The organism is Mesorhizobium sp. WSM4832 (genome assembly GCF_055811115.1).
This window is the reverse complement of the sequence record NZ_JBVVQH010000060.1, coordinates 1-845: the sequence shown is the minus strand read 5'-3', so window position 1 is coordinate 845 and position 845 is coordinate 1. Positions and strand designations below refer to the sequence as shown.

Here is an 845-nt window from a genome sequence, read left to right as displayed (position 1 = left end):
AAGGACGGCGTCACCGTCGCCAAGGAAATCGAGCTTGAGGACAAGTTCGAGAACATGGGCGCGCAGATGGTCCGCGAAGTCGCTTCGAAGACCAACGACATCGCCGGCGACGGCACCACGACCGCGACGGTTCTGGCGCAGTCGATCGTCCAGGAAGGCCACAAGGCGGTTGCCGCCGGCATGAACCCAATGGACCTGAAGCGCGGTATCGATCTGGCCGTCACCGAAGTCGTCGCGGCTCTCGGCAAGGCTGCCAAGAAGATCAAGACCTCCGAGGAAGTCGCCCAGGTCGGCACGATCTCGGCCAATGGCGACGAGTCGGTCGGCAAGATGATCGCGGAAGCGATGCAGAAGGTCGGCAACGAGGGCGTTATCACCGTCGAGGAAGCCAAGACCGCCGAGACCGAGCTGGAAGTCGTCGAAGGCATGCAGTTCGACCGCGGCTACCTGTCGCCCTACTTCGTCACCAACGCCGACAAGATGGTCGCCGATCTGGAAGACGCCTACATCCTGCTGCACGAGAAGAAGCTCTCCAACCTGCAGGCCATGCTGCCGGTCCTGGAAGCCGTCGTTCAGACCTCGAAGCCGCTGCTCATCATCTCGGAAGACGTCGAAGGCGAGGCTCTGGCCACGCTGGTCGTCAACAAGCTGCGCGGCGGCCTGAAGATCGCCGCCGTCAAGGCTCCGGGCTTCGGTGACCGCCGCAAGGCCATGCTGGAAGACATCGCCATCCTCACCGGTGGCCAGGTCATCTCGGAAGACCTCGGCATCAAGCTCGAGAATGTCGGCCTCAACATGCTCGGCCGCGCCAAGAAGGTGTCGATCTCCAAGGAGAACACCACCAT

Annotated in this window: 1 protein-coding gene; it reads left to right on the top strand. The window is 62.5% G+C overall.

All coding sequences use genetic code 11. The features are described from left to right. Positions 1–845, top strand: an 845-nt coding sequence (gene groEL / locus AC0L2L_RS33340) for a chaperonin GroEL (protein WP_473584021.1), incomplete at both ends; no start/stop codon positions are given.